The sequence below is a fragment of the Streptomyces sp. NPDC056948 genome (assembly GCF_042674225.1).
GTDB lineage: Bacteria > Actinomycetota > Actinomycetes > Streptomycetales > Streptomycetaceae > Streptomyces > Streptomyces purpurascens.
On sequence record NZ_JBHUQX010000115.1, the window covers coordinates 1 to 22580 of the forward strand.

The 22580-nt window shown below is 69.9% G+C and carries 18 protein-coding genes and 1 pseudogene; 10 read left to right on the top strand and 9 right to left on the bottom strand.

What is annotated here, in order from left to right:
* Nucleotides 1-595, top strand: a 595-nt coding sequence (locus tag ACFTZL_RS17080) for a sensor histidine kinase (RefSeq protein ID WP_382582783.1), incomplete at its 5' end; no start/stop codon positions are given.
* Nucleotides 592-1251 (top strand): response regulator, encoded by a 660-nt coding sequence (locus ACFTZL_RS17085; RefSeq protein WP_382582786.1) that lies wholly within the window; start codon nt 592-594, stop codon nt 1249-1251. The genes ACFTZL_RS17080 and ACFTZL_RS17085, both read left to right, overlap by 4 nt.
* A 255-nt stretch (nt 1252-1506) precedes the next feature.
* On the opposite strand, the gene ACFTZL_RS17090 is transcribed toward ACFTZL_RS17085, so the two are convergent.
* Nucleotides 1507-2463: an alpha/beta fold hydrolase gene (locus ACFTZL_RS17090; protein ID WP_382582789.1), complete on the bottom strand. Its 957-nt coding sequence runs from the start codon at nt 2461-2463 to the stop codon at nt 1507-1509.
* A gap of 183 nt (nt 2464-2646) precedes the next feature.
* On the opposite strand from ACFTZL_RS17090, the gene ACFTZL_RS17095 reads away from it, so the two are divergent.
* Nucleotides 2647-3258 carry a TetR/AcrR family transcriptional regulator gene (locus tag ACFTZL_RS17095; RefSeq protein ID WP_382582826.1) on the top strand — a complete coding sequence of 204 codons (612 nt, stop codon included), beginning with the start codon at nt 2647-2649 and terminating at the stop codon, nt 3256-3258.
* 139 nt (nt 3259-3397) lie between these two features.
* Entirely contained in the window at nt 3398-3532 is a 135-nt protein-coding gene (locus ACFTZL_RS17100; RefSeq protein WP_382582829.1) for a DUF6233 domain-containing protein, read from the top strand.
* Nucleotides 3533-3592: 60 nt separating this feature from the next.
* Here ACFTZL_RS17100 and ACFTZL_RS17105 read toward each other — a convergent pair.
* Nucleotides 3593-3742: pseudogene (locus ACFTZL_RS17105) on the bottom strand (restriction endonuclease); the annotation flags it as partial.
* Between the two features lie 74 nt (nt 3743-3816).
* Between ACFTZL_RS17105 and ACFTZL_RS17110 the strand changes: the two are divergent.
* Together ACFTZL_RS17110 and ACFTZL_RS17115 are read left to right on the top strand one after the other, a co-directional pair.
* Complete coding sequence (locus tag ACFTZL_RS17110) at nt 3817-4422, top strand: TetR/AcrR family transcriptional regulator (RefSeq protein WP_382582791.1); 606 nt, start codon at nt 3817-3819, stop codon at nt 4420-4422.
* A gap of 44 nt (nt 4423-4466) precedes the next feature.
* Complete coding sequence (locus ACFTZL_RS17115; RefSeq protein WP_382582832.1) at nt 4467-5420, top strand: DMT family transporter; 954 nt, start codon at nt 4467-4469, stop codon at nt 5418-5420.
* Between the two features lie 486 nt (nt 5421-5906).
* Here the strand turns inward: ACFTZL_RS17115 and ACFTZL_RS17120 are convergent, their stop codons facing one another.
* From ACFTZL_RS17120 to ACFTZL_RS17130, 3 genes are all read right to left on the bottom strand, one after another.
* Entirely contained in the window at nt 5907-6500 is a 594-nt protein-coding gene (locus ACFTZL_RS17120) for an isochorismatase family protein (RefSeq protein ID WP_382582794.1), read from the bottom strand.
* A gap of 283 nt (nt 6501-6783) precedes the next feature.
* Entirely contained in the window at nt 6784-7476 is a 693-nt protein-coding gene (locus ACFTZL_RS17125; RefSeq protein WP_382582797.1) for a CPBP family intramembrane glutamic endopeptidase, read from the bottom strand.
* 87 nt (nt 7477-7563) lie between these two features.
* Nucleotides 7564-8016, bottom strand: coding sequence for an Lrp/AsnC family transcriptional regulator (locus ACFTZL_RS17130; protein ID WP_382582800.1), 453 nt, complete (start codon nt 8014-8016; stop codon nt 7564-7566).
* A 186-nt stretch (nt 8017-8202) separates the two neighbouring features.
* Between ACFTZL_RS17130 and ACFTZL_RS17135 the strand changes: the two genes are divergently transcribed.
* Nucleotides 8203-9195 (top strand): DMT family transporter, encoded by a 993-nt coding sequence (locus ACFTZL_RS17135; RefSeq protein WP_382582803.1) that lies wholly within the window; start codon nt 8203-8205, stop codon nt 9193-9195.
* 864 nt (nt 9196-10059) lie between these two features.
* On the opposite strand, the gene ACFTZL_RS17140 is transcribed toward ACFTZL_RS17135, so the two are convergent.
* Nucleotides 10060-12012, bottom strand: coding sequence for a CocE/NonD family hydrolase (locus tag ACFTZL_RS17140; protein ID WP_382582806.1), 1953 nt, complete (start codon nt 12010-12012; stop codon nt 10060-10062).
* 236 nt (nt 12013-12248) lie between these two features.
* Here ACFTZL_RS17140 and ACFTZL_RS17145 point away from each other — a divergent pair, with 236 nt between their 5' ends.
* A complete protein-coding gene (locus ACFTZL_RS17145) occupies nt 12249-13823 on the top strand; it encodes an AbgT family transporter (protein WP_382582809.1) in 1575 nt (524 codons plus the stop codon).
* Nucleotides 13824-13844: 21 nt separating this feature from the next.
* Complete coding sequence (locus ACFTZL_RS17150) at nt 13845-14936, top strand: DUF5937 family protein (RefSeq protein WP_382582812.1); 1092 nt, start codon at nt 13845-13847, stop codon at nt 14934-14936.
* 76 nt (nt 14937-15012) lie between these two features.
* Here ACFTZL_RS17150 and ACFTZL_RS17155 read toward each other — a convergent pair whose 3' ends face one another.
* Nucleotides 15013-19374 (bottom strand): caspase family protein, encoded by a 4362-nt coding sequence (locus ACFTZL_RS17155; protein WP_382582815.1) that lies wholly within the window; start codon nt 19372-19374, stop codon nt 15013-15015.
* 47 nt (nt 19375-19421) lie between these two features.
* Nucleotides 19422-20291 carry a hypothetical protein gene (locus ACFTZL_RS17160; protein WP_382582818.1) on the bottom strand — a complete coding sequence of 290 codons (870 nt, stop codon included), beginning with the start codon at nt 20289-20291 and terminating at the stop codon, nt 19422-19424.
* 341 nt (nt 20292-20632) lie between these two features.
* Between ACFTZL_RS17160 and ACFTZL_RS17165 the strand changes: the two genes are divergently transcribed.
* Nucleotides 20633-21283 (top strand): uridine kinase, encoded by a 651-nt coding sequence (locus ACFTZL_RS17165; RefSeq protein WP_382582820.1) that lies wholly within the window; start codon nt 20633-20635, stop codon nt 21281-21283.
* A gap of 122 nt (nt 21284-21405) precedes the next feature.
* Here ACFTZL_RS17165 and ACFTZL_RS17170 read toward each other — a convergent pair whose 3' ends face one another.
* A complete protein-coding gene (locus ACFTZL_RS17170; protein ID WP_382582823.1) occupies nt 21406-21756 on the bottom strand; it encodes a BTAD domain-containing putative transcriptional regulator in 351 nt (116 codons plus the stop codon).
* Nucleotides 21757-22580: the final 824 nt, after the last annotated feature.

The following is a 22580-nucleotide window of genomic DNA, read 5'->3' on the forward strand; positions in this document are numbered from 1 at the left end:
CCTTCACATCGCGCGGGAGCTGCACGATTCCCTCACCCACCAGATTTCGATCATCAAGGTGCAGTCCGAAGTCGCCGTTCACGTGGCCCGCAGGCGCGGCGAGCAGGTCCCCGAAACGCTGCTGGCGATCCGGACGGCCGGACGGGAAGCGACCCGGGAGCTGCGCGCGACTCTGGAAGCCCTGCGCGACGACGACACGAGCCCGCCGCAGAACCTCGAGCACGTACCGGAACTGGTGGAGCGGGCCCGTTCGATGGGCCTGGACGCGACGCTGACGATCGAGGGACAACGGCACGCCGTGCCGGCCGCGGTGGGCCGGACCGCCTACCGCATCGTCCAGGAAGCACTGACCAACACCGCCCGGCACGCCTGTGCCACCACCGCGACGGTCCGGATCGAATACCGGCCAGACGCCCTTGCCGTCCAGGTGGACGACGACGGCAAGGCCACCCCCGACGACGCCCCGGCCCCCGGTCTCGGGCTGCTCGGCATGCGCGAACGCGTCACCGCCCTTGGCGGCCGGCTGTGCGCGCAGCCACGCACCGAGCACGGATTCACAGTCCAGGCCGAACTTCCCGTGGAACGAGCATCATGATCCGTGTCCTGCTGGTCGACGACCAGCCGCTCATCCGCAGCGGCTTCCGCGCGCTGCTCGACCTCGAGGACGACATCGAGGTGGTGGCCGAGGCCTCCGATGGCGAAGAGGGGTGGGTACTCATCAAGGAGCATCTGCCCGACGTCGCGCTCATCGACATCCAGATGCCGGTCATGGACGGCATCGAGGCGACCCGGAGAATCGCCGCGGACCCGGCCCTGGCCGGCGTGCACGTCGTCATGCTGACCAACTACGGCATGGACGAGTACGTCTTCGACGCGCTGCGCGCCGGCGCCGCAGGGTTCCTGGTCAAGGACATCGTGCCGGAGGACCTCCTGCACGCCGTACGGGTAGCCGCCCGCGGCGACGCCCTGCTCGCCCCGTCCATCACCCGCAAACTGATCCACCGTTACCTTGCCCAGCCGCTCCCCACCACCCGCGCCGCACTGGAGGAGCTGACCAGCCGCGAACGCGAAGCGGTCGCCCTGGCCGCACAGGGCCTGTCCAACGACCAGATCGCCGAGCACATGGTGATCAGCCCGATGACCGCGAAAACCCACATCAACCGGGCCATGACCAAACTCCACGCCCGTGACCGGGCCCAACTCGTGGTTCTGGCCTACGAATCCGGCCTGGTCGCCCCGCGCAACGGCTGAAGCGCTTCCTCCCATCCCGTGATCTTGCCCTCGGAGATGAGGCCGTACCTCTGCTCGTACCGGCTCATAGCGGGGATGTCCGCACGCACCTGAAGCCGGAGAATCTCGCCCAGCGACGCGGCGGCCACCGGGTGCCGTCCTGCCCTCGCCTGCGGGACACCGTCATCGGCTCGGTCACCACGGACCCGCCCGCCTCATCCGGGTCGGACCTGGCCTCGCGCGCACTCGCCCTCGACTCCGCACTGGAAACCGCGTTCACCACCGGGCCCCCGGCTGCGGGCGCCGGGTTGCCTCGATGAAGTCGGCCAGAGCGGCGGCGACGGCGTCAGGTTGTTCGTCCGGGATGAAGTGTCCTGCGTCCGGCACGACAATCCCGGTGATGTTGTCGGCCCACGGCTTGAGGGACGCTGCCATGTCAGGGATGGAGCCGTGGCTGCTGGCAATCCCGAGAACCGGCACCGTCAGGTGCTGTTGCTCAAGGGCCTTGTGGTTCTTTCGCGCCGATTCAGCGGCGTCTCGGTAGTAGGCCAGGGAGGCGCGGAGTCCGCCGTCAGCGGCGATGGCCGCGGCGTACTGCTCGATCTCGGCGTCGTCGAAGGTGTCGGGGGAGAGGGTTTTGGCCTTCAGGAACCAGCCGACGTACTCGCGTTCGCGGCCTGAGAGCAGTGTCTCGGGCAGGTCGGGCACGAGATGGAATGCGAAGTGCCAAGTCTTCCACGCCACCTCGGGGTCGGTCGGGATGGCGTCGGGGAGTGTGATGCCCGGGATTCCGGCGTCGAGCAGTGCGACGCCACGCAGCCGGCTCTCGTACTTCAAGGCGAGGGAGAAAGCGACCCACGCTCCGATGTCGTGGGCGACCAGCCAGTATGTCGAAACTCCGAGCGCTTTCACCGTGGCGTGGACGTACGCGGCGACCGTGTGCGTGTCGTAGTCGGCGTCCGGGCGTTCGGAGTGCCCCTGGCCTGGCAGGTCGATCGCGATGACGTGGAATCGGTCGGCCAGGTGGGGCATCACCTTTCGCCATGCCCACCAGGTCTGCGGGAATCCAGCGAGCAGCACGACGGCTGGGCCGTTCGGCTGACCGCCCTCAACCGCATGCAGTCGGATACCGCCCGCGTCGACCCAGCGGTGGGTGAAGTCGGCCAGGTCGCGCAGTGGCAGGTCGCGGACAGGGTTGTCGGAGACTCGGGCGGTGATTGCAGGGTCAGTCATGGTTTTCCTCCATCGGTGTCGGGTGTGCTGGTTCGGTGTGTCGGCCGGGGCGAGGCCCGCGACCGGATCTTCACGCTAACCATCTTGGATCGATCGGTCAAAGATAATGCGACCGATCGATCCAAGATGCGAGTAGGCTCACGGCAGAGACATGACAGGGACGTGAAGGAGGAGGTGCACGCCGTGTCCGGCCGAAAGCAGTTCGATATCAGTGCGGCCCTGGACCAGGCCATGCGGGTGTTCTGGCAGCGCGGGTACGCGGATGCCTCACTCGATGCCCTCGGTTCGGCCACCGGCCTCGGCCGCGGCTCCCTCTACGGCGCCTTCGGCAACAAGGACGCGCTCTTCGGCAAGTGCCTCGACCGCTATTCGTCGATCTACGGCGCACAGTACGAGCAGGCGCTCGCGGCGCATCCCGGTGATCCGGTGCGCGCAGTCGAGGCGTTCTTCGACGTCATCCTGGACCGTATCGCTGACCCGTCGGTCCCCGTGGGGTGCCTCATCGCCCAGTCCGCCGCGCAGTCACTGACGCTGAAGGAGGAGAACAGCGCGCAGGTGCGTGGCCTGCTCGACATACAGCGCCAACGGGTACGTGCGGCACTGGCGGACTCCTCGGCCGACAGGCAAACACTCGACGAGCTCGCCACGTTTGTCGTCGCTGTCAACCAGTCGCTGGCCGTACTGAGCCGGGCCGGCGCCTCGGATGCCGAGCTGCGCTCCGTGGTCCGGCTCGCATGCACGACGGTGGCGGACACCCTCGCCCGGGCGGCATCCGAGGACGTCACCCAAAGCTGACGGGCACCGACTCCGCCAGGACACTCCCTGACTCCATCCAGCCTTGACCGATCAGGACCACGCCCGGCGCGTCCGGCCCGCCTGGCCGGAGTGGATCGTCAGCTCGGCATCGGCACCGGATGCCCGTCCGTCCAGGTACATGCCGGCGACTGCTACACCGCAGGCAACCGCCGGCCGCCCCGTCGACCGCGACGAAGCGCGCCGGCTCCTGACCTCCGGACTGCCCGCCTGCCCCCGCTGCCAGCCCGACATTGAGCTCCGCATCCTCGGCTGATCCTCCGGTCGCAGACACGCGGAAGACGGCCCCATGACCGAGGCCGACGAGCGGCCCAGTTCAGCTCAGGGACGTTGGCCGCCTGGGCGGTGGAACGGCCCGCAGCAGCTCCCACAGTGGCCGAGAGCCCGACGCCCACGCGGCCGGCGTCCGGCGGTCCACCACGTGCAGCCGCTGCTGCTCGGCGAGGTCCGCGGCCGGCGCGGTCAGGTCGTCTGCTCGACTTCCGCGATTCCGACCCCCACCCTATGCTAGGTAGACCTACCTACCTAGTTTGGACTGTGATGAGCGAGACCGACGTGAGCATGGCGGGGAGCGGACGGCGGCGACCGGCCCGGGAACGGCTCCTGGAGGCGGCGGCCCGCCGCTTCTACGCCGACGGTGTGGCGGCGACCGGTATCGACACGATCACGGCCGAGGCCGGCGTGGCGAAGATGAGCCTGTACAACAACTTCTCCTCCAAGGCCGACCTGGTCCGGGCTTACCTGGACGCCCGGCACGAGGAGTGGCTTGGCCTGTACCGCGCCCGGCTGGAGTACGCCGACGGCCCTCGTGAGGGCGTGCTGGCGGTCTTCGACGCGTACGCCGATCACGCGGCCTTCGCGTACGAGCACGGCTTCCGCGGCTGCGGGCTGCTCAACGCCGCGGCCGAGCTCCCGGCCGGCGACGAGGGCCGGGCCGTGGTTCGCGCACACAAGGAGGAAGTCGAGCACCTGATCATCGGCCACCTGGAACAGCTGCTGCCTGGCCGGCCCGGCGAGGCCCGCGCGACGGCCGAGCACCTCTCCTTCCTCCTGGAGGGCGCGATGGCCCGCGCCGGCCTGGAGGGCGACGGCGAACGTGTGCAGCACGCCCGCTCGATGGCCGCGGCCCTGCTGGACCGGCTGTGAAGGGCATCGCCCGCGGCCGGTCCACGGGAATGGGGGCACTGTGCGTGCTGGCCGCCTCCATGCTGTGGGGGACGACGGGCACGGCCGCCACCCTTGCCCCGGACGTGGGCCCCCTCGCGATCGGGGCCATTGCCATGGGCCTCGGTGGACTGCTCCAGGCCCTCGTCGCCGCCCCGCAGATCGCTCGCCACGCATCCCGGCTGCGCGACCAGCGCGGCACGGTCCTGCTCGGCGCCGCCTCGGTGGCGGTCTACCCACTGGCGTTCTACAGCTCCATGCACCTGGCCGGAGTCGCCGTCGGCACCGTCGTGTCGATCGGCACCGCCCCGCTCGCCTCGGCCCTGATCGAGCGCGTCGTGGACGGCCGCCGCCTCACCCGCCGCTGGACCCTCGCCGCCACCCTCGGCCTGCTCGGCACCGCCCTGCTGTGCGCCGCCGAAGCCGCCCACGCCACCGACGGCACGGGCCGCACCTCCATGGCGGGCACGCTGCTCGGCATCGGCCTCGGCCTCGTCGCCGCCGCCACGTACGCCCTCTACTCCTGGGCGGCCCACCGGCTCATCACCCACCAGATCCCCTCCCGGGCGGCGATGGGCGCCGTCTTCGGATTCGGTGGACTGCTCCTCCTGCCCGTCCTCATCGCCACGGGTGCCCCGCTCGTCGCCTCCTGGCCCAACGCCGCCGTCGGCACCTACATGGCTCTCGTCCCCATGTTCGCCGGCTACGTCCTCTTTGGCTGGGGCCTCGTCCACGTACCCGCCAGCACCGCCACTACCCTGTCCCTGCTCGAACCGGCCATCGCGGCCGTCCTCGCCGTCCTGGTCGTCGGCGAACGCCTCCCCGCCACCGGCTGGATGGGCATCGCACTCGTCATCGCCTGCCTCGCCGTCCTCACCACCCCCACACCCACCCACCGCCGCTCACGCGAACAGCCGCGGAACCCTGCGGACCGCGACAGCGAGGCCGCAGCGACCAGCATTGTCAGACACGCTGATTGAGCGCGCGCGGTCAGTCCCACCTGCCCGGACCCGTGGAAACCCGACGAGTCAGCACAACACCGACCACCTCCGACAACCGACCTCCCACGCAGGCGGTAGGTGCTGTCCAAAGTGGTGAACATCGAACACGACACGGCTGACCCGCCCCCGAAGTCATCACCACCAGGCCGATGACCGCCGTCGCCACCACAGCAAAGGCGATCCGCTGAGCATCCCTCTGCCGCCTATCGGACACTCCACCGTCGACTGCGGCCACGGAGCCGCACCTCCGCTCCCCACTGACACATTGCCGGTGCCTAACCCCCAGCACGCCAACTCCCTCCGATACCTGACCGGCAACACCTCCCTCTCCCCCGGCCCCGCCCGCACTCCGCTTCGCAGAGACCTGGGCAGCAGGAGCCGCCCTACTCAGCCTTCGGCCAGCCGTCCCGCACCAGCGGCGTGATCCACGATCCGACGCGCGGCTGAGGCTCAACGCCTCGCGGGCTACTGCGGGGCGGGTGCCTGGCCGGATACGGCGATACCTGCCTGGTGGAAGTCGTCGACGGCCGCGGCTGTCGTGTCCGGGGCGACTCCGACGGAGTAGTCCAGGCGTACCCGTGCCCGGAAGCCGGCCTTCACGGCATCCAGCGCGGTGGCACGCACGCAGTGGTCCGTGGCGATGCCCACCACGTCGACGTCCTCGACGCCGCGGGCGCGCAGCCAGTCCGCGAGGGGGATTCCTTCCTCGTCGGCTCCTTCGAAACCGCTCTTGGAGGCGCTGTGGGCACCTTTGCAGAAGACGGCGTCGACCTTTCCGCCGGTGACGGTGGGGGCGAAGTGAGGGTGGAACTCGCTGCCTTCGTTTCCTGCCACGCAGTGGACGGGGAAGCTGTCCTTGAAGTCCGGGGTCTGGGAGAAGTGACCCCCGGGGTCGATGTGGTGGTCGCGCGTGGCGACGATGTACTGGTAGTCACGGCCCGCGGTCTGCTCCACGAGGTCGGCGATCTTGGTCGCGATCCGCGCACCACCCGCTACGGGGATACTGCCTCCTTCGCAGAAGTCGTTCTGCACGTCCACGACGATCAAGCCTCGGCTCACTACGGCCACCCTTCAGCGTGACGGAACAACCCCCGCGTTCTACCGGCTCCCCGCACGCCCACGGGGACGTTAAGCGGCTGGGGTCACCCGCACGGCCGATGATCTTCACCGCAGGAACGATTCGCACCCGCCGAAGACCATGCGCGGTCGGCGCGATCCTTCTCGACGATGGCCGGCCGATGACGGGCCAGTCTTCCCGGCCCGGCGAGCCGTAGCGGCAGACGCCGCCGACGATCTCTGGGCAGTCCAGTCGTGGTTCCGAAGGTGATCCAGCACTGCGGCTTCAGCCCTCGTCCCTCCACCGAGGTACTGCCCAGGCCAGCACATAGCCGAAGCCGTTGACGGCCCAGTGCAGCGCCGCGGGCGCCAGCAGACTTCCGGACCGGCGCCGCAGCTCGCACAGGACGACCCCGGCTGCGGTCATGGCGACAACGGCGGCCGCGACCGACAGCGCGCTGCCTGCCGGCCCCGTGCCGAGGACCGCAGCGGCCGCGTTGGCCCGGCTCAGCCCGCGCGAGGGAAGCACATGCCAGAGCCCGAACAGCAACGACGACACAGCCGTGGCCCACGCGGTACCACGCCGACGCCGCACCATGGCCCACAAGACACCGCGGAAGGCGACCTCCTCCAGCAGCACGGTGCCGACCGGCACCCGGACCAGCACTCGCCAAAGCAGCTGCCCAAGGGGCAGGCCCGCGGCGCGCTCGTCCTCGAACGCCTCCCTGGTGACGGGCAGAGCAAGCCCGACCAAGAAGACGGCAAGAACCGCGCCCACCAGAACCGATGCCCACCGCAGCCCCTGATACAAGGCAGCCGTATCGAGCCCGAGATCGGCGCGGGTGAGACCGTCCCACCGGGCGATCAGCAGCAGCGCGGCAGCCGCGACCACGCAGGTGGGCACGTAGGCGCCGGGCGCGAGCCAATTGTTGAGCAGGTTCGCGCCCACCAGGACGGCGAGGACACAGAACATCCGCATGGTGTCACCAGCATCCCTCGATCCACCCCACGAGCCGGGGATGACGGTCTTCCAGTCCAGGCGCTCGCGCGCGCCACCGGGCCGGTCTCACGCCGGACCGATGACCTTCTTGCGCATGTGCGCGTAGACCACCGACGTCCGCACGTCGGCCAGTTCCGGGCGCTTCGTCAGCTTGTCCAGGACCACTGCGTGCAGATGGTCGGTGTCCCGGACGGCGACGTGCACGAGGAAGTCGTCGGTCCCGGTGAGAACAAAGACCGAGATGACCTCGGGCATTGCCTCGAGGAAGGCCTGGAAGGCCTCGATCGCCGCACGTGTCGGCGGGCGGATCCGGACAGCGATCATCGCCTGCAGCCCGCGGCCGATCGCCGCGAGGTCCGCCTCCGCGTGAAATCCCGTCAGGATGCCGCTCCTGCGCAGCGACCGGATTCGCTCCAGACACGTGGACGGGGCGATACCGAGTTCCTCGGCCATGTCCCGGTTAGTGCGCCGACCGTCCTCCTGGAGCATCCGCACCAACGCCGAATCTAGTTCGTCCATGCTCGCCTCACCCCGCAGAATTCCGAAGCTAATTCGGACTATTCGCGCCATCATCGATGACCTTGTTAGCCTCCAGCCTAAATTACTGACGTTCGTTCGGTCACGGCGTGGTCGGCGGCAGTAAGTAGTGAAGGGCGACTTGGTATGGGTAAACGGGGACCCACGGCGTGGGCGGTGTGCGCAGTCATGGCGGCCGCGTTGTTCTGGAGCAGTTCGTACGCGGTGACCAAGAAGGTGCTGGAGGATGTCAGCCCGCTCAGTATCGGCGCCATCAGGTTCACGCTCGCGGCGTTACTTCTCAGCGTGATGGTACGGCTGAGCCGGCACCGTCCGGCCCGGCCGGACCCGCGGCAGCGGCGGCAGCTCTACCTGAGCGGGTTCCTCGGCATCACCGTCTACTTCATCCTGGAGAACGTCGGCGTCGACCTTTCCACGGCATCCGACGCGTCGCTGATCGTGGCCACGTACCCGCTGATGACGATGGTGGTGGAACTGGTCGTCTTCCGCAGCCGGATGCCGCTGCTGAGGGTGACGGGCGTGCTGCTGGCCACCTTCGGCGCCTTCCTCGTCGTACGCAACGGAGCCGAGGTCGGCGGCAGTTCGCGCTGGCTGGGGGACATCCTGCTGCTGCTCGGTGGGCTGGCCTGGGCCGGCTACAACGTGCTCGGCAAGCGCGCGAGCGCCGGCCAGAACGCCGCGAGCGTCACCTACTACCAGACCCTGGCGGGCGCGGCCGGCTTCCTGCTCGCGTCCCTGCTGGAGGCCGACGACTGGCGGATGCCGGGCGCGACTGCCTCATCGCTGCTGGTCTACTTGGCCGTGGCATGCTCGGTCGGCGGCTTCCTGCTCTACAACTACGGCCTGCGCAGGATGGCTTCGAGCGTCGCGGTCAACATCCTCAATCTGGTCCCCGTCTTCGGTGTCATCGGCGCCGTCGTGATCAACGGGGAGTCCATCCGGCTCGCCCAGGTGACGGGCGGCGTGATCATCATCGTCGGGGTGGCGCTGGGCATGCTCGAGCGGAGACAGGGAGGCACGGCGAAACCGGTCGCGAAGGGAAGCGAGCCTCCCGGGACTGCGACCACTCGGAATGCGGTGGAGAATCGCCCCGTGCCGGACGAGCCCGAAGCGGCTGTACCGACCGCATATGGAGTGATCGACAGACACGGTAGCCGTTAAGGGGTGGCGCCGCGACAGCCACCGTTGGCGTAAGCGGCGCCGTAGGTGAGGGGCAGGCGCTACGAACTCTGGGCCAGGCCTGTCACCGACACCCCGTCAGCGGCACATCGGAGTTCGGCCAGCGGCTCACCGTCATTCCGCCGACGATCGACACGGCCACGGAGGGTGTCCACCTCACCTGGGGTGCTGACCGCCAACTGCAACGACTGCACCAGCTCGCAAGTCAGGTGGTCGAGCGACGACGGCCTCAACACCCCGCCGCACTGGGCCATCGGCGAGGTCGGCGCCAAATGCGCCATGCCAGCCAAGGTTCACGGCTGGTCCGCGAGGTGCGCTGGTGCCATGGTCCCTCGCCTCTATCCGATATCCGACTTTCCGCGCTGTCGACGGTCACGCAGTTCTCCAGGTGGTGGCCGTGGTAGGTGTCGGGCGGCCCCGATCGTGATGCGGGGCCCGACGGGTCAGTCCTGCCAGTCCAGCTGGGGCTCGGGGATTCCGATGGAGCGCGCGTAATCCTGCGCCCGGCGACGGCCTTCCGCGTGCCTGCGCGGATAGCGGAAGACCTTGTCGGCGAAGACCACGAACGCTTCCGTGGCCGTGTTGTAGTTGACATACCAGCCCCCGGTCGGGGCCAGGCAGGCAGCCAGCAGCTCAGCCAGACGCTCGGCGTCGCCCTCCCCGGCGGCGAAGTCCAGGAGAGTCTTGCTCTCGACGCGGTGAGAGTAGCGAGGATCTGTGACAGCGGTGACCGTGGCATGTCGGCAGCATCAGCACCGACCACACCCGCCTCGAACAGGGCCGCATCCAAGCCTCCGAAACGGTGCTGGACACCATCGCCCGCGTCCTCCGAGTGACGCCCTCCGGCTACGCCAAGGCGCTCGCTCCTCCTTCGAGCCACACCCGTAGGTGGGAGGGATGCTCGGCATCCATGTGCACGGTGTTCACGGCTATGGCGGTGCGGCGGGCGGTGGCCTCCGGTTCGCCGGTGTTGGTGTTGACGTCGAAGCGGGGGAAGTTGCTGGAGGAGATGTCGAGGCGGATGCGGTGGCCGGCGAGGAAGCGGTTCGCCGTGTCGGGGGCGGTGACCTCGATCTCGTAGACCTCGCCCGGCGTGAGCAACTCCGGTTGTTCCCAGGAGCGGTGGAAGCGGCAGCGGACGATGCCGTCGGTGAGGTTCATGGCGAAGCCGTGCGGATAGTCGGCGTTGGGCGGGTGGACGTCGATCAGCTTGATGGTGAAGTCGGTGTCGGGGGCTGTCGTCGAGATGTGGAGCCTTGCCGACACCGGGCCCGCCAGCACCACGTCCCGCTCCAGCGGTGGCGTGCTCAGGCTGATCACGTCCGGGCGGGAGTCCAGCGGCAGGTACGGCTCGCTCGCGCCGTACACCCGGGCGTCCGGGGCGTTCTGGTCGTAGGCCCCGCCCGTCATCACGGGCTCGCCCGAGGTGACCTGGCCTCCCATGGTGGGGACCGGGTGGCGCGAGTCGAAGTCGTAGGTCACCGACGCGGCGCGCGCGGTGGGCGGGGTGGTGATGAGGGCGCCGTCGGTGGTGAGGTACAGGGCGACGGAGGCCGTTGACGCCGGTGGCCACTGGGTGTCGGTGTGCCATGCGCCGCCGTGCCGCATCCGCCCGGCCGCGTTCCTGCGGCCGTCGCCGCCGCCCATCAGGAAGTACTGGACGGCGGGGAGGTCCCCTTCGCCATCCGGGTCCCCTCCGCCATCCGGGTCCCCTCCGCCCTCCGGTTCCGTCTCGCCCTCGCGGCCCAGCGCCCGGTCGAACCAGCGGCGGCGGAATTCCAGGTACGACGGGGCGAGGTTGCCGTCCAGGGGCGCCCGCGGGCCGAAGTCCACGTCTCCGGCGTGCGTCTCGCAGCGGTGCCCGTGCGTCCATGGGCCCATGACCAGGTAGGAGGGTGCCGACTTCAGCTCGCGCAGGGCGGTGAAGTTCTCGATGGTGGAGCGGACGTAGGGGTCGTACCAGCTGCCCAGGTGCATGCTCGGCGCGTCCGGGAAGCGGTGGTAGAAGCCCCGCCCGTAGATCGCCGGGGTGCGGTAGTAGTCGCCGAAGGTGTCCTGCCGCCACTGCTCCAGCAGATACGCCTCGTACGCCGGCAGGTGCCGTAGCGGTGTGCAGCCCGGCCGCCAGGGCATCGCGCCGAACCAGCCCGTCACGTCCACCCGCAGCAGCGCCTCGGCCAGCACCGGGTCCGCCGCCGCCTCCGGGCTGTGCAGCGCGTGCCGCAGGGCCCAGGTCACCTGCTTGAGCTCGAAAGCTCCGCCCATCCGCATCCCCGCGTCGTACGCGCAGGAGAAACCGCCCGAGTCCTGGAACATGGCGGCCAGCCCTGGCGCCCCTTCCGCGGCCGCGGCCGCCTGGACGTGGGCGGAGTAGGAGACCCCCGTCATCACGACCCTGCCGTCACACCACGGCTGGTCCCTGAGCCAGGCGATCGTGTCCGCCCCGTCCGGGCCCTCGCCGAGGTACTTCACGAACGTTCCCCCGGAGTCGCCGCGGCCCCGGCAGTCCTGCCGTACGACGTGGTAGCGGGCTTCGGTGAAGTGCCGGGCGATGTCCTCGGGCCGCGGGACCGGGGCGTCGCCGCGGTCCTGGTCCGAACCGCGCCGCGCGCGCCGGCCGTACGGGGTGCGCTCAAGGAGCACGGGCAGCGCGGTCGCCTCCGGCTCGGGTGAGGCGGAGTACAGGTCGGCGGCGAGGCGGATGCCGTCCCGCATGGGGATCCGCAGGGTGCGGCGCCACAGGGCACCGCCCTGGAGGGGTTCGGGCCGACAGGTGTGGGGGGTGTCGTACGAGGTCACTCCCGTGACGCTATGCAGCCGACCAGGCCATGGCGATCACTTGACGTCATCAGGTCAAGTGTTCCGCGGGACGGTGACGGGACCGGACACGGGACCTACTGTGCAGCCCAACCCAGGAACGCTCCGAGTTCCCATCGCGGCGGATCGTGGCCGGCTCCGGGTCCCCTTTCGCACTGCCGCGGCGCTTTCCGCGCAATGCCCTCTTATCCTCGTCATCGCCCTCACAGGAGGCCGCCATGAGCACACCCGACAGCCGCACCCAGGAGGTGCAGGCCGACGAGCCTGAGTCGGGGGGCCGTGGCTCTCGGATCCTCGACCTGGTCGAGCGTGCGGGCAACGCGCTACCGCATCCGTTCTGGCTGTTCTGGATCCTGGGCGGGGTCGTCGCCGTCGTCAGCTGGGTGCTGAACGTCTCCGGCCTGCGGGTCGAGGACCCTTCCTCGGGCGACCTGGTCGGTGTACGCAGCGCCCTGTCGGCGGACGCCGTACGGGACCTGCTCACCGGCGCCGAGGAGTCCTTCGTGACCTTCGGCCCGCTCGGCGTCGTGCTGATGGTGATGCTGGGCGTGGCGGTCGCCGAGCGTTCGGGGCTCTTCGAGGCGCTGGCCCGCCGCATGCTGTCGGGCCTGTCCCCGCGTACGGTCGTCCTGGGCGTGGCTCTGGGCGGTGTGCTGGGGAAGTTCCTGTCCGACTCCGCGTACGTGGTGCTCATCCCGCTCGGCGCGGTGGCCTTCCGGGCCGTGGGCCGCTCCCCCATGCTCGGCATGATCGTCGCGTTCGTCTCCATCAACGCCGCGGGCGACGCCAACCCGCTGATCGCCCCTGGTGACGCGCTGTTCGCCTCCGTGGCCACCGAGGCCGCGCGGCTCGTCGACAAGGACGTGGTGGTCCGGGCGACGGACAACATGTATTTCACCACCGTCTCGGCGTTCGTGCTGGCCGGCACCATCGCCCTGGTCGTGGACAAGATCCTCGCCAGGCGGGAGCATCACCTGATCCCCGACGCGGATCTGGAGGCCGCCGCGGCACAGCAGACGGTGGCCGCCGAGGTCGACGACGCCACCGAGCGGCGGGCCCTGAAGCTGACCGGCCTTGCCGTGCTCGGCTACGCCGCGCTGATCGTGCTCGCGATGCTGCCCGCCTCGTCACCGCTGCGCGGCGAGGGAGGCGCGATCGTGGAGTCCACCTTCATGAACGCCATCGCCGTCTTCCTCACCGTCTTCTTCCTGCTCGTCGGCGCCGTGTACGGGCGGCTCACCGGGCGGATCAGGGGGAGCCGCGCGATACCGGAGTTCATGGCGGACGGAGTGCGCTCCATCGCGCCGCTGCTGGTGCTCTTCTTCGCCGTGTCCCAGTTCCTCGCCCTGTTCAAGTGGACCAACATCGCCACGGTCGTCGCGGTCGAGGGCGCGGACTTCCTGAAGGGGCTGGGCGCGCCGACGCTGGTGCTGTTCGCCCTGCTGATCGTCGCGGTCGCGCTGATGAACCTCCTCATCACCTCCGGCTCCGCCCTGTGGACTCTGGTAGCCCCGGCGCTGGTGCCGATGCTGCTGCTGCTCGGCACCAATCCGGCCACCACCATGGCGCTCTACCGCATCGCCGACTCCTGCACGAACTCCATCACCCCGATGAGCACCTCGTTCATGCTGTGTGTCGGCTATCTGCAGACCCTCCGCCGCAAGGCCGGTATCGGCACCCTGGTCTCCTTCACCCTGCCCGTCGCCATGATCATGCTGGTGGTGTGGGTGCTGCTGTTCTTCGCCTGGTACCTGCTGGGCATTCCGCTCGGTCCGGGCGCGCCCGTACGGTGATTCCGGCCGTACGCTGACGCCGTGAGCATCGTCCTCGACCTCGGAGGACTCGGCCCCGCGGATGTCGCGGCCGGGTCCTCCGCGCTGTCGGAACTGATGGCGAGCCTGCATGTGCTCGCCGAACCCGAGCATCACCCGGAGGCCGCCGGCTGGACGGCTCGCGCCGCCGCGGCGGGAGACGAACTGCGCGACGAGCTGTCGGTGTTCGCTCCGCTGTGGGCCCGCTTCCGCTGCCGCCTGTTCTTTCCCCGTACGGTGCCGCTCGCGGCGAGCCTGGACGAGGAGCTCGCGGCGATCGCGGCACTGCCCGTCGAGGGCTTCCTCGAACTGGTGGCGCCCGGGATTCTCGGCTCCGCCGGGCAGGATGTGCCGCCGACTCACGAGCTGCGGGCCGGAACCGCCGCCGCCGAGGACTACACACGCCGTTGTCTGCGTCGCTCCTATGCCCGCGGTGAGCTGGCGCGCCAACTGGTGGCCACACCGCTTCAGTTGCGGGACCGGCTGCTGGCGGTGCTGCGGGCCGCCGACACCGCGTTCTTCGCCGACGACTGGCGCACCCTGCGGCCGCTCCTGGAGGACCACGCCCGGGAGGTACGGCGCCGGCTGGCGGTCCGCTCGCCCGCGGATGTGCTCACCGAGTTGCTCCCGACCGCGGCACGGGTCGGGCCAGGGGAACGGGTACGGCTGGACAAGCTGCAGATCGATGAGGTGAGGGTGGCGCCGCGGCCCCTCGTCCTCGTCCCGTCCGCCCGGGTGTGGCCGCATCTGACGGTCAAGAGGGAGCATCCGTCGTGCGTGGTGGTGCAGTACGCGGCGCGCGGCACCACCCCGGCCGGGGAGCTGACCCTGCGGGATCTGCACGACCGGCTGATGGCGCTGACCTCGCCCGCCCGGATGGAGCTGTGCCGCCATCTGCTGGGCGAGCCCATCACCACCTCGGAGCTCGCCACCCGGCTCGGCTCCAGCGAACCGCAGGTCTCCCGCGCCCTGCGGACCTTGCGCGACGCAGGCCTGGTGCGCTCCACCCGGGACGGCAAGCTGGTACGGCACCGGCTCGCCACGGACGTCGTGCAGCGGCTGGGCCACGATGTCCTCGCGACCGTGGCGCGGTGAAGCGGCGAGGGAAGCTCGAGGCCGTGGAAGGCTTGCACCCGGCGGTTCGTCCACGCCGCCCGCTTGCGTCGACGGCTCAATCGGGCGGGTAGGTGAGGCGCAGGCACAGAAGGCCCGTCGCGGTGTGCACGCAGAGGCGTTCCTCGTCCAGCCAGTCGATGCCCCGCACCTCACAGCCGAGCGCGATCCGGTGCAGCACCGTACCGGTGTCCGCGCGGAACAGGGTGAGGCTCCAGTCGGAGGTGGCGGTGAGGATCGTCGGGAGTCCGCCCCGGGTCTGCACCAGCAGACCCTTCAGCTCGTTGCCGTCCGGACGGCGGATCACCTCGGGCTCCGTGTCCCTGCGGGCAAGGCGACGGATGGTCAGTTCCGCGGGGCCGGAGACGAGACACAGCACCGGGCCGTCCGGCCAGAAGCCGATCGCGTGCTGCGGCACGTCGGCGTCGTGGTGGTCGAGCCTGTCGTACACGGGATGGGCGCCTCCGGGAAAGGACGCGACGGCGAACACCTTGTCGGGCGGATCCATCGAGTGCATATCGGAGATCACGTGCGGTACCGGGTCGTTCGCCTCGTAGGACACCAGGACGCTGTCGCCGTCGCACACCACGAGGATCCGGTCCATATCGCGCACGGGAAGGTGCCGTACGCGCTCCCTGTCCCCGGTGAAGGATCGTGTCCCTATCCGGTTGCGGCCCCACTCGTGGTCGACGACAGCCACGTGGGGAACGCCTCCAAGTCGGCACACGGCCAGCGGGATCGCCTTCGCGAGCACTGCGCTGCACGGCGTCCTGGCCGTCTCCGTCCAGATCACCACGTCCGCCCCGCCGTCGTCGTAGATCACCGGTGCACCGGTGCCGCCCGTCACGGTCAGCCTGAGTTCCGGGTCGCTGACGCAGGCCAGTTGCCGGCCGGTCGTGCCGTCCAGCATGAGGAGAGCGGCACCGACCCGTGTGACGACGACGGGCCCGTTCTCGCCCACGCCGACCTCGACGTCCTGGGTCCCCCATCCGTCGCCTGTACCGACGGACTGCTCGGTCTCCTCCGGCGCGTCGGCGTCGAGCCTCAGGCGCCATGACTTCGCCGTGTAGGCGTCTTCGGTCAGCGACAGCAACCGCGCCGTGCCGCCTTCGGCGCCCGTCACCGTCAGGCGCCATACGGGCGCGTCCGTCGGGGTGCGGCCGACGAGCCTGCCGTCGCCGTCCCGTGCTTCCACGGCGTCCGGGCGCGCGAAGAGACAGAGCATGCCGCCGGCGGCCGCCTCCACCGGCACGAAGCACACGGCAGAGCTCGCGGCCCCGGCATGTCCGCCGAGCCACATCCACTCGCGTACGGACAGACCACCCAGCCGACCACTGCGGCATCTCGTCGCGGCGCGTCCCGGGCCGTCGGCCAGCCCCAGGAACACCTCGCGGTCGTGCACGGTCAGGGCGCACACCGTCCGGCCGCTCAGCCTGCGCCGGCCGACGGCGCGGACGCTCCAGCCGTCGCGCGGGTACATCTCCCAGACGGTCAGCCGAGCTCTCGTCCGGATGCCGCGGTGTGCAGCGTGCTGAGCGACGACCGCGACGACCAGGCGGTCACCTGCCAACTCGGCCGCCAGCAGGGCGCCCGTCCTTCCCTTCCACCGCAGTCTGCGGTGCGGCACGGATCCCCGGCTCCCGGCCGTGGCGAGGACTCGGCTCGGGGTATCGATCTCCATGACCGTGACACCACCGGTGAGATCGAGCGCTACGGCCACGCACTTGCCGCCGATGTCCAGCAGCACGCAGTCCGCCCAGTCCCCCACCGGCGTACAGCCGACCACATGGCGCTCGCCGACGTCGTAGACCCAGATCCGGCTCCGGTCCTCTTCCGCCGTCCGCAGGGCCACCCAGCCCGTCATGGCGTCCGCACCGGCAGAGCCGTGGACGCCGCGTACGTCGGCGAACCGGATGGGCAGCTCGCCGAGAGATGCCCCGTCGGCGCAGCTCCACAACCGCACACGGCCGGTGTCCTCCGCCGTCACGAGCGAGTGCCCCCCATGTGCCGCGGTCACCGCCAGGCCCACCACGCGGTCGTCGAAGGTTCCGACCGTGGTGTACGAGACGGGTGCCACCCGGACCCATGCGGTGTCCCAGGGAAGGTCCGGGAACTGCCGGCGCACCATGTCGGCCAGGGGCAGGGCGTCCGCCTGGAGCGCGGCCAGCCGCAGATACGCCGCCGACGCCGGAGTGTCCCGTGTGGCGTGGAGCAGCGCGGCGCACCTGCCGAAGGCCCGGCCGGCAGCCCGTGCCGACGGGGAGCCGGCTTCGTCGAGGACATGGTGCAGGCCGGTCGGCTCGGCCGCCAGCAGATACCCAGGGTCCACAGCGAGTTCGTCGAGTACGTCGGTATCGGCGGCGTGGGCCGCGAGATGCCGCCGCAGGTACGGATGCGCGGATGCCCAGTTCCGGCCGGTGCCGTCCGTCCCGGGTGGAACGAGATCGAGCAGTGCACATGCCACCTGAGAGCGGACACGCCGGTCGAGGCCTGCGATCAGCGCCTCCGCGTAGGACTCGTGATAGAGCCGGAAGACGGCCTGCTCGCAGTCGTCGAGGTCCTCGACGATGTGCGCCCCCGCAGCCGTGAGGATCCACCGGATGTCCCCCCAGCCGAGGACGGGGTCGCTGTCATGTGCCGCGTCCGATGCTCGTGTCACGGAGCGCACGGCTGAGGCGATCGCCAGCCAGACGCTGTTGGCGGGAAGGCCCCTTCCCTCGGCGAGGGCCAGGGCGGTGAGCAGCACGCGGCCGCGTTCCGCCGCGTCCCCCAATTGCCGGTCCACCGTCCGCAGGAACGTCTGCCCGGGACTCTCGCCGGGCTCGGGCACCAGCTCCCGCCAGTACGGCAGCCCGGTGTCGATGGCCCGGGGGCGGTGCCCCAGCTCACGCGCGGCGAGCCGGGCGTTGAGGAAGCTTCCCCCCGCTCGGTCTGCGATCACGTCGGCGATGGCCGTCGCGGCGTGTTCCTCATAGGGTCCGCTGCTGTCCGAACCGTTCGGGGCGAGCAGCAACTGCTGTGCGTAGTGGGCGATGTCGTCGCGCGTGCCGGCCCGCAGCGGATCCAGGTCGAGGACGCTCAGCTCCGAGGCGAGGGCGTCGAGGACGTGGGGCCGTGCCCCCACGATCAGACGTACGGAGCGGATGCCGGTCAGGGGCAGCAGCAGCTTGCCCGCGATCAACCGGGCCTCTTCGTCGTCCGCTGCGGGGCCGGCCTCGTCGAGCGCGTCTACGATCACGTGCAGCGGTTCGGACCGCTCGGCCAGCCCGGCGAGCAAGGTCTCCGGCGTGGTCGCCGTCAGGCCGGCGGCCTCGGCGATTCTGCCGACCAGCTCGTCCAGCAGGAGATGGCGCGCGTGGATGACCGCGTGGAAGCCGAGCCCTGAACCGGCGGAATCTGAACCGATCCCCAGGTACAGCTGTCCCAGCAACGCCGATTTGCCCACCCCTGAGCCACCGGTGACGACGACGCCCCTCCCCCATGACGCGGGGCCCGCACCGCACAGCCAGTCGGTGAGCTGTTGTAACTGCTCTCTCCGGCCCACGAAGTACGAGCCCCGCCCGCTGTCGCTCTCGTCCACAAGACCGCGGGCTCGCGGGGCGAAGTGCGTCCGCACGTCCCTGCGTGTGCGCTGCTGCTCCCGGCCGGGCAACGCCTCCTGTTCCGCAAGGTCGAGTTCACCTGACGGAACCTCGGGACGGTAGCGGGGATTGCCGCCGAAGAAAGGGAACGCCTCGGAGCGGAACAGGGCCCGTGCGTGCTGGTGCTCACCGCTTTCCTCGAAGATCTCGTTGATGGTGTGGACGACCTGCTCCGTCCACAGCCAGGGCTGCCGACGGGAGACCGACACCCGGTTCAGCGCCAGACCCAGTGCGTCGGCGAAGGCCATCGAACGGGCCTTCTCATAGGGCCTCGCGACCGCGATCACCACGAAATCGGTGAGGTGCCCGCCGTCTTGCGAAGCCTCATGGCGGCGGGCCTCGAGCAGTGCGTCGGCCACCGCGTCGGCGGCGTCGGCGCCCTGTCCGGCGTAGCAGGTGTCGATGACGAGCAGCAACTTTCCCGGGCGGGAATCGAGGACGAACTGCGCGATGTCCGCCGTGGCGTGGGCCGTCAGCAGCGGATTCGCGGGGTGGCTGTCCCGGCACAGCACATAGTGACGGCCGTCGCCCCCGTTGTAGTGCCCGTGACCCGTGTAGTAGAAGACGACGGCGTCATCGCTGAGGTCGTCGTGACGGCTCCAGGTGAGCAGCCGGTCCTTGAGGTCCGAGGCCGTCGGATCCTCGATGCGCTCGTCCAGTTGGTAGCCCCGGTCCTGGAACAGCCGGGCCACCTTGTCGAGTTCCTTGGGTACGGTCAGCAGGTCGTTCAGGTGTTCGTAGCGGCCCGTGCCGGCCACGATCAGGCGCCGCCGGATCATGAGGGCTCCCCCGTCCGAGTTCTGTGCGGGCCATGCGTCGTTTCCCCTCACCGGGTGAGTCCGGCGGCGATGGCGACTGCGGTGTGCCGGTTGGCCAGATGCCGCTCGATGGCGTGGACCTTCCAACCGTTGTCGATGGAGACGTCGTCGATGGACCGGGTGGCGTCGTCGAACAGGTCCCCCAGCCGCTTGCGCAGCGCGACGAAGTCGTGTTTGTCGCAGAGGTTGGACCAGTGGGTGACGGACCCCGGCCATGCGCCGCGACCGTCCTTCGGCTTCGGCACCAGTTGCTGGAAGAAGGTCGGAACACCGAGCGGGGAGCCGATCGTGACCAGGGTGCGCACGGGCCACTCGGGGTGGGCGCACAGGGCCTCGTACGCGATCACCGAGCCGAGGGAGTGACCGACCAGGACACGCGTGTCGTCCCCGATGGCTCCCTCGATCTCCTGCTGCACGCAGCGGTGCACCGCTCGTTCCCGCAGGTACAGGCGGGCCTGCCGGAGATCTCCGCGGAGGAAGCCCATACCACCGCGCCCCATGAACGGCGCACGGTTCAGGGCATAGCCGAGAAACTGGAGGTAGGGATGTACGGGAGCCTTGGTGTCACCGGGTGCGTCGGGGGGCGGGACACGGTCCGGGTCGAGCCGGGCGGCCTCGGCCCAGTAGAGCCGGAGGACCTCCGCCTCCCAGGGGTCGAGGTCGCCGTGAGTCAGTCCCGCTTCCGCGCCCTTGGCCGGCTCCGCATCTCGCGGAAGGAACCAGTGACCGTAGTGCGGAGCCGCTATGTCGTCGGGACGCAACCAGGTGACACCGGCGGTCTCCAGGCCGGTCAGCACCGCCTGGGACAACACCTCGTGGTTGTCGCCCGCGGACAGATACTGCCGACCCACGCCGTGCACCACCACGATCGCCGCCATGGGTAACCCCCTCGTGACTCCACGCAGCCGGTGCCGCCCAGTTATACCCGTCTCGCGAGGTGTGAGGCGCCCTCAGAGGATTTTTCCGGCTGCGTGCGGGGAATCAGTCGCCGCCGGCACCTCGCTCGGACCGGAGCGGACAGCCGCGCGGCTCGGGGTCCGCAGGGTGGGTGGAGTTCGACTGGATGCTGCGCCTGGTTTGGTGCAGGCCTGCCGAGTCGATCGTGGTGCCTTCGGTCCTCCGGGCCGGTGCCGTAGCGGGACGTCGAATAGGGTCAGGCGACCGGCGGCCCGTCCGGGCAGGACGGGCGTGTGTCCTCACCTCCACAGACAGGTTGTCGATGCGGCTGCATCCAGGCGAGACCGAGGCCGTTGGCTGGCGGGTGGTGACCGTGCTCGACGCCGTCCGGCAGCTGCGCGACGCATCACCGGGCGTAGCCGGACGTCCGCGGGTGATCGGGATCGACGGCCGGGGCGGTGCCGGCAAGACCACCCTGGCCGAGCGGCTGCGCAAGGTGGTGCCCCACTCCGCGATCATGCATACCGACGACGTCGCCTGGAACCACGCCTACTTCGACTGGGGCGCCGTGCTCGTCGAGAACGTCCTGCGGCCCCTGCGCCGGGGTGAGGCGGTGGACTTCCGTCCCGATGCCTGGATCACCCACGAACGGCCCGGATCCATCACCATCCCCGCCGGTGCCGACTTCATCTGGGTCGAGGGCACCGGCATCATCCGCGAAGAGCTTGCCCCGTGGCTGGACGCCTCGGTGTGGATCCAGGGTGACCTCGATGAGCAAGAGCGCTTGGTGGCCGTCCGCGACGGTGACTCCCCCGAGCAACTGGAGCACGTGGCGAACTGGCTGCTGGAGGAAGTGCCGTTCATGTTGCGAGAACAGCCGTGGGCCCGAGCCACCATGATCGTCGCCGACCCTCCGCAGATCGACCACGACCCGGACTCCGAGTTGGTCGTCGCCCGACCGACCAGGCCTTAGGCCGGCTCGGATTTCCGGTATGCCCCTGCGGCACTCGCGCCGTCACCTGGCAGAGCGCTCCCTGTTCAAGCCCTCGAGTGGTGTCAAGCTGTTGATCGTCGATCTGTGCCGTCACCCCGGCGTCATCGCCGTCCCACAGAGATCATCCGCGTGAACTGACGGGATGGCTCGGTCCCGAGTTCTGTGCGCAACAAGTGCCGGAAGGCCTCGTAGTGCCGGAGTGCTTCAATCACATTGCCCTCGGCGAGATGCGCCGAGATCACGGCCCGGTGCGGGTCCTCGCGGAGCGGCTCGACGCGGATGCTTGCCAGTGCGGCCTCCAGCGCGAGGGCGGGCCGGCCCTGCCGTGTGAGCCGCTCCGCCAAGGTGTCGAGCGCTTGCAGGCGCAGTCGGCGCAGCCATTCCCGTTCAAGGACGACCCAGTCCTCGTCCCAGTCGGGCAGCAGGTCGCCCCGGTCGAGGAGCCCCATCATCAGGGGATCGGCATGGAGGGGGCCGCAGCCGCGGGCGACGTCCCGTGCGGTCCGGGCAAGGGTGCGAGCGTCCACACTCACGTCGCGAGCCAGGGCAAGCGACTCCTGCGTACAGCGGACGAGTTCGTGACCGTCACTGCCTAGCTTCCATAGGGCCGTCCGCAAGCTCCCCCGGGCGTGGGCCTCAGTCGCGTCCGGCCACATGGTCTGTGCGACGCAAGAGCGGCAGACACGCCGCCGGAGCCCGACGAGGGCAAGGAGGCGCTGAGCGTTGCCACACAGTGGAAGGGGCTCGCCGTGGAACTCCAGGCGGAACTGGCCGAGGAGCCGCAAGCTGGACTGCCGTGGAAGTGAGAGGGAGGGAGTCATCTGCCGTCCCTGCGCGTTGTTCGCGAGACCAGGGTCTCAATTACACCGCCGCACCCATGATAGGGCGGTGACCTGCCGCAGGCCCGTTGTTGCTCCTGGGCCGACATGCGGATGGCGGGGTGGGAGAGGAGGATGGATCAGGGGGACGGAAGAAGGCGCTGGGGGGAAGTGCTCGCCTCGGACCAGCTGTCCTGAAGCCCGGAAGGGGTGGTGGGTCGTGAGACAACCGCGACACCGGACCCGGCAGCCGGACCACGTCCACAAGCCCGCCCACCGGATGAGGCTCCCCGGCTTCGTCGACGGCGAGATCGGCCTCGGCGACGCGGTGAAACATGCGACCAGGACGATGGGCATCAGGGCTTGTGGCCGTTGCGAGGAACGCGCCCGAAGGCTGAACCACTGGATGACTTTCACGGATCGCGCCGGCGGCAAGGGGTGACGCCGAGGAGCGCGAG

Coding starts and splice junctions, on each gene's coding strand:
- ACFTZL_RS17085 (WP_382582786.1), top strand. CDS start 592: ATGATCCGTGTCCTGCTGGTCGACGACCAGCCGCTCATCCGCAGCGGC.
- ACFTZL_RS17090 (WP_382582789.1), bottom strand. CDS start 2,463: ATGACTGACCCTGCAATCACCGCCCGAGTCTCCGACAACCCTGTCCGC.
- ACFTZL_RS17100 (WP_382582829.1), top strand. CDS start 3,398: ATGCCGGCGACTGCTACACCGCAGGCAACCGCCGGCCGCCCCGTCGAC.
- ACFTZL_RS17110 (WP_382582791.1), top strand. CDS start 3,817: ATGAGCGAGACCGACGTGAGCATGGCGGGGAGCGGACGGCGGCGACCG.
- ACFTZL_RS17125 (WP_382582797.1), bottom strand. CDS start 7,476: ATGCGGATGTTCTGTGTCCTCGCCGTCCTGGTGGGCGCGAACCTGCTC.
- ACFTZL_RS17130 (WP_382582800.1), bottom strand. CDS start 8,016: ATGGACGAACTAGATTCGGCGTTGGTGCGGATGCTCCAGGAGGACGGT.
- ACFTZL_RS17135 (WP_382582803.1), top strand. CDS start 8,203: ATGGCGGCCGCGTTGTTCTGGAGCAGTTCGTACGCGGTGACCAAGAAG.
- ACFTZL_RS17145 (WP_382582809.1), top strand. CDS start 12,249: ATGAGCACACCCGACAGCCGCACCCAGGAGGTGCAGGCCGACGAGCCT.
- ACFTZL_RS17155 (WP_382582815.1), bottom strand. CDS start 19,374: ATGATCCGGCGGCGCCTGATCGTGGCCGGCACGGGCCGCTACGAACAC.
- ACFTZL_RS17160 (WP_382582818.1), bottom strand. CDS start 20,291: ATGGCGGCGATCGTGGTGGTGCACGGCGTGGGTCGGCAGTATCTGTCC.
- ACFTZL_RS17165 (WP_382582820.1), top strand. CDS start 20,633: ATGCGGCTGCATCCAGGCGAGACCGAGGCCGTTGGCTGGCGGGTGGTG.
- ACFTZL_RS17170 (WP_382582823.1), bottom strand. CDS start 21,756: ATGATGGGGCTCCTCGACCGGGGCGACCTGCTGCCCGACTGGGACGAG.